Source organism: Bartonella sp. AP21QHHD (assembly GCF_042196205.1).
Classification (GTDB): domain Bacteria; phylum Pseudomonadota; class Alphaproteobacteria; order Rhizobiales; family Rhizobiaceae; genus Bartonella.
On the sequence record NZ_JBHIPT010000019.1, the window covers coordinates 1 to 5,977 of the forward strand.

The following is a 5,977-nucleotide window of genomic DNA, read 5'->3' on the forward strand; positions in this document are numbered from 1 at the left end:
ACGTAACTGTGAGAAACCACTTTATCGCTAACTTCAACCCCACCTTCACGCATGTTGGTAAGCGCTGAGACATCGAAGGTCATATCGCCTGACACGGCTTCTAAAAGACCCGAGCTGTTGATCACATGACCAGCCCGCTCTCCACTTAAACCACGGATGATGAGATTGTCTTCAGCAATGACATCGGCAAACTTATTAATAAAATCCCCATCTAAGGAGAAAATGGCAGATTTCTTGGCATAAATCAGCCCACTATTACTCAGATCAGCGCTCACATTGAGCGCAACCCCATCACCACTTGAACCAATACTGCCGGCATTGTCCAAAACATCTGCGGTTAAGACAAAAGCACCACCACTTTTGAGAACACCGTCTTCACCATTTAAAACCAGAGCAACTTGCCCCAATGACGGATCATGACTTTTTGCCACAAGCGTAAAACTGTCACTGGCTAAAAGCTGACCGGAATTGGCTAAAGACCCAAGCTTCGCATCAACAACACCGCCCACCATAATACCGGAATTGCTTAAAACATCATGACTGTTGAGAGTCAGTACCCCGCCTTGCGCTTCCACAAGCCCAGTTTGGGTGAGTGTGCCTGCCTTCAGCGTTACATCATAGGCGCCAACCTCACTTGTCTCGCCCATTGTCAATATGCCATCACTGGAAAGCTCTATCCGCTTTTTAGAGACAATGCGCCCCGTTTGGCTGAGATTTGTTTGCGCATGCAAAGCAATGGTATCATTGCTTTCTATTGTGCCACTATTGCTTAAATCACCGTGGCTGGTCAGTTGAAGGTCACCACGCTCAATCTCTATGTGCCCTGCTTGGATCACACTATCTGCAACAATATTGACTGCCCCTTGCGTAGAAATGAGACCATCAACATTCTCAAAACTGCCCACATCAATGCGCAAACCATCCCGCGCTAAAACATGCGCACCTTCATCATGTGTAGCGTTTTGTTGCTCTGAATTTGTCGTTTCAGCGCTTTTATTGACAAAAGACGTTGCAACAATCTTCATCTCACCGGCTAAAGCACTGAGAAGACCAGCCTCATTATTTATATGACCAGCACGTGTCTCTTTCAGCCCACCAATGCTGAGAGCCTCTTCTGCAATCATTCTGCCCTGTGTGTTGGTCAGATTACCATCACTGAATAGATCCATAGATTTTTTGGCGTAAATCAGCCCACTATTGCTGACATTCCCTGCCACATTGAGGGCAACATTCTCACCACTAGAGCCAAGCACACCGGCATTGTCTAATTGCCCTGCGGTCACAACAAAAACGCCACCACTTTGAAGGACACCTTCGGATGTATTCTTCAGAAAGGCTTGTTGCGGATCGGCGCCTTCTTGTGTGCTTACCATCAAATGCAAATCATCGGTTGCAATAAACGTCCCTTGATTGGTAAATGCACCAATATGAGCATCGACACTCTCACCGCGCATTGTGCCGCTATTTGCGACCCCATCACGCACTTGAAGGGTTAATGCTCCTTCTTGGGCTTCCACAGTCCCTGCTTGGGTTAAAGCATCAGCACTTAAAACCACATCATAACTTAAAATCGTGCTCTCTTGAGAGGTTGTGAACATGCCCCCCGCTGTCAAGGCAACCTGCTGCATACTGATAATATCACCCGTGTGATTGAGGGCACCATGGGCATCCAGCGTTATCTTCCCATTGGACCAGACAGTGCCTTCTTGGATCAGGGCACCGTGATGCGCATAAAGGTCAACTTTTTGCTCTGCCACTAAGCGCGCGCGTGATGTAAGCTCTGCTGCTTCCACCAAAAGAGAGCCGCCGGCGCTATAATGTCCAGCGCCTACAGTGAGCCCATCATCGGCGCTCAAGACAATATTCCCCTTGGCACCAATATGATTGTTTAAAGCGCTGATTTGATTGGTTTTAATGGTCAGATCGCCAAGGGAAGAAACCCCTGTTTGATCATTGTCTTGCATGCGGCTCAGATCAATTGTTGCTGCTTGGATCTCTAAAAGATCACCGGCGGCTATCCGCCCATTCCCCGCCTCAAGCTTTGCTGCCTGTAAATGCAAAGAACCCGTCGCTGACTGTTGACCATCACTCCCAATACCGCTTGCTAGAAGAGCATGAGACTGGAGCTTGATCAGATCGGCGTGCACATCAACAGCACCGCTTGCCGCAACGCGAGCTTGCTCAGCCAGTTCAACATGTTTCAAAGCCTTCAGTTCAACTGCTTCTTCTGAAAAAAGCAGATCTTTCACATGCACACTGTCGTGGTGAGAACGCGCTTTTACTGCTCCTTTGGCGCGTGCTTTAGAAATCACCAGCTTGCCATCACTTGTCAATCTCATGGCGCCTGCATTGGCAACCATGTCTCCGCGCATCTTAACGCCCGCACCTTTATCATTGGCAATCACGCGGATCTGCCCCGCATACATTCCACCAAACTCACTGGAATCAATCGCCAATTCCGGCTCTTTGCCATCAGAACCAAGAGAAGTTGCTTCGCGTTTGTCATAATCAAAATGATTGCGCCCCGCGATAACAGCCAAATCTCCTTTGACCTGTATGGGACCCCCGACACTGATCTTGCGCGAAACAAGATCAAAAATATCTAATGAACTCCCATCAGCCCCACGAAAACCTATGGTGATATCTCCACCCTCAACACGCAACCCAGTCAAAGCGCCATCGGCTCCAATGATCGGTTGTCCAGTCGATAAAGTCACCCGTGGTGTATTAATAAAGCCACAACCGTTACAGGTAATCCCATTGGGATTGGCGATAATAACATCCGCCATATGCCCATGTACTTCGCTCACGCCTTCAAGACGCGAGCGATTGGCACTCACCACTTCATTAAGAATAACCTTTGCTGCACCGCTATAACGCAAATTGCCGTTGCCTGGCACCAATCCCCCAAGCTGTGAACGCGAAACCTCCTCAGTCGAATTGTTCAAAATCACGCCATGGGTATCAACATTGAAACTGTCATATTTGTTATGAGAAAGACCCTGTCCATTGGGGCGAACAATATCAATCAGCGGCACATCATTGCCAGCTTTCCCCACCGTGGGGCGGAAAACAGAGCCAACCCCATCAGCTGCTTTAATCCCTTGGCTCTCTTGTGCAACAGGACTTCGCGCTCCAAGCGCTTGTGCTTGCAACAACAAAGGCTGAAAAGCTAAGCAAAAACTTAAAACAAGTGAAAGCCCTTTATGGATCCCTCGCTGCAAAACACAAAGAACGCGCTGCCATAGCTTGTATCCATATCCCAATCTATGCTTTTGATCTTTCAATCTCCGCATCTTCAGCTCCTCATAAAATTCTTTATCTCTTAAAAAAACAACCCATATGGGTATAAACAGCGCAGCGATATTTTTACCGCCCCTTTGCTCTAAAATCTTAATAATGCCCGCACTTGAAATAACCCTGTCGCATTTCCCTTTTCTCGCACTGTCGATTGGGTTAAAATATTTGAATAAGACACATCAATATCCGTAATGTCTCCGGTTGCATGGAAACCAAGAGTTGCCCCAACGAGGCTCCCGCCAAAACTGTTTTTGTTTACATCATTGGCCACGGCCCCCAGATCAAGCGCCATATAAGGGGCAAATTGGCTCATAAATTTACGCCCCATTCTCGAAGAAAAACTTGGCAACAACAGCGACAATTCATTGCGCCAAAACGCCCCATTATTGCCGTAATAAATCGCCTCACGCACCCCGCGCACAGAGGAACTGCCACCAAGCGATATTTGCTCTGAACTAAACAACGTGTCGGGTGATAATTGTCCTGAAAACAGCGTGTTATAGCGAAAGTTATATTGTTTGAGCGAAAAAGGACGCACGTAGCCTAGGGAAAAAGACAATTTGGAAAATTGCCCTTTGGGTGAATTTTTTGTTGTATTCTCTTGCTCTTTATCATCATAAGCGCCAAGAATTGCCAACCCTTTATGAAACCCTATATGCGCGCTTAATTCTCCTCCAAGCCACTTGCGCGAATGATCAAGCTCAAAGGTTGCAATAGCTAGTTTACGGCTGGAAACATCAACCCGACTGCCCATAATAAAATTATCAGAATATTTCCATGTCAACCGTCCTGTAAGCCAGGTCTTTCCCTCTTGATCACGGTCGATAACCCGTGAAATCCACGGTGTCAGCGATAAAGACTTGCCCGCAGTCATAATATCGGAAAATATTCCCTTAACACTCGAATGATATTGGCTCCACGTCCCATCAAAACCCGTTGTCCAAGTGCCATAGGGTAGAGAAAATGATCCCGTTAGAGTATCACTATTGGGGCGCTTGTGAGAAAAATGATACGGACTACCATCCATAGAGCGCTGATAGCTCAACGACCATTGATCATTGATCCCTAACAGATCATCAAAAGAAAGGCTCAAGCGCGTTTGATAAAGCCCTGTTGCTTTAGCGCCAAGATTATCGCTGGAAAGCGTAATAAGCCAAGGTTTCTGTTTTTCAATATGAACATCGAGTATCGAACCACCCGAATTGCTCCCCGCACCAAGATTAATGGTGGCTTGGCGTGAGAAAAGCCGATTGATTTGATCAAGCCCTTGCTCTATCTGGCGCAGATTGGTCGGCTTCCCAATAAGGTTTGGAAAAGCCGTGGTGATTTCTCCTTGAGATTTCCTTCCAACTTTATGCCCATCAAGGGTAATATCTTCCATCATGCCTTCAACAACAACAATCTTGAGATGACCGCCGCTTAAATCCTGCTCAGGCAAATAAGCCCGCACTGCAATATAGCCGCGCTTCATATAAAGCTTGGTCACCGCTTTGAGCACTTTATTGATTTCGGCAATCCCCAAACACCGTCCTTCCCAAAGAGAAATGGCTTCATGAAGGTCGGTATGAGAAATCAACTGAGCACCAACAAATTCAATGCTTTTGATCAGCAAACAGGTTGTACTAGGCGAAGCACCATAGGCAGATGTGCTATCATCGTCTGGCAAAAATATCCCATGTGTTTCGTTTCTACGGTGCAATCGTTGAAAACGCTGTTCTTGCGTTTGTTGTCGTTGGATGCTCTCTGATTGATTAATCGCTTTCTCACGAATGTTTTGGGCAAAACTCGGCAACGAGAAAAGGCACAAAATAGCCGCAAAAACAAAAATGAAAAAAAATCTATGCATTCATTGTGCCCTCAAAATGAGCAACAAAATGAACCATATCGTCAGCGTCACAGAAAAAATCGCCAACCGCGTAACAATTTTTTAATTTTTTGATGAGAATAATACTTATAACATCTGAGAAAAAAGCATAGACTGTACTGTATACACCTGCTTTATGAGTTGTGCAAACCATATCATTTCCCCCGCTTTTGAAGATTTTACAATGACATTGTTAAATGACAATCATACACTCTAATATGCTTCTTAATTTTAAGGTGTTGCATGTAATATAATTTTGAGCTTTAAGTAAAGACTCTTATTCATAGAATAGACCAAATTTATTGGAACTGTTACATATTAGAGACAACAAAAAACACTCCATTATTATCGCTTGATAAGAAAAATAGTATGACAATCGCTTATTTACTAAAATAAGAAAAAAAGAAAATGCGTAATGCTATAACTGATGAAGGATTAGCATATTTAAAAGCCGCTTATCCTAATGAAAAAACACTAAAGATGATCTGTTTTATTATGTTTACGGTTTTTTGCATTCAGAAGATTATCGCACCCGTTATGCTGATAATTTATGCAAAGAATTGCCTCGTATCCCTTGCGTAAAAACGGCTGATGATTTTTGGAAATTTGTGACAGCAGGGCGTGAACTCGGTCATTTGCACGTAAACTATGAAACTGTAGAACCTTATCCTGTCACCTTTAAAAAGGGTAATCCAAAACAGACAGAAATCTCTAATCTCGAAAAATTCTATTATGTAACTGAAATAAAATTTGCAAAAATTAAGAATAGTAAGGAAAAGGATAAATCAACTGTTATTTATAACAGCAATATCA

Annotated in this window: 3 protein-coding genes and 1 pseudogene; 1 reads left to right on the forward strand and 3 read right to left on the reverse strand. The window is 44.6% G+C overall.

All coding sequences use genetic code 11. The features are described from left to right. The 3 genes from ACFIMC_RS01745 to ACFIMC_RS01755 all read right to left on the reverse strand — a co-directional run. Window positions 1-3,296 (reverse strand): filamentous hemagglutinin N-terminal domain-containing protein (locus tag ACFIMC_RS01745; RefSeq protein ID WP_375680981.1); only part of this gene is annotated, 3,296 nt, incomplete at its 3' end. Between the two features lie 89 nt (window positions 3,297-3,385). Then, a complete protein-coding gene (locus tag ACFIMC_RS01750; protein ID WP_375680982.1) occupies window positions 3,386-5,146 on the reverse strand; it encodes a ShlB/FhaC/HecB family hemolysin secretion/activation protein in 1,761 nt (586 codons plus the stop codon). After that, on the reverse strand, window positions 5,139-5,318 hold the full coding sequence (locus ACFIMC_RS01755) for a hypothetical protein (RefSeq protein WP_375612457.1): 180 nt from the start codon (window positions 5,316-5,318) through the stop codon (window positions 5,139-5,141). The genes ACFIMC_RS01750 and ACFIMC_RS01755 overlap by 8 nt, the downstream gene beginning before the upstream one ends. Before the next feature lie 257 nt (window positions 5,319-5,575). On the opposite strand from ACFIMC_RS01755, the pseudogene ACFIMC_RS01760 reads away from it, so the two are divergent. Then, window positions 5,576-5,977: pseudogene (locus ACFIMC_RS01760) on the forward strand (type ISP restriction/modification enzyme); the annotation flags it as partial.

Coding starts and splice junctions, on each gene's coding strand:
- ACFIMC_RS01750 (WP_375680982.1), bottom strand. CDS start 5,146: ATGCATAGATTTTTTTTCATTTTTGTTTTTGCGGCTATTTTGTGCCTT.
- ACFIMC_RS01755 (WP_375612457.1), bottom strand. CDS start 5,318: ATGGTTTGCACAACTCATAAAGCAGGTGTATACAGTACAGTCTATGCT.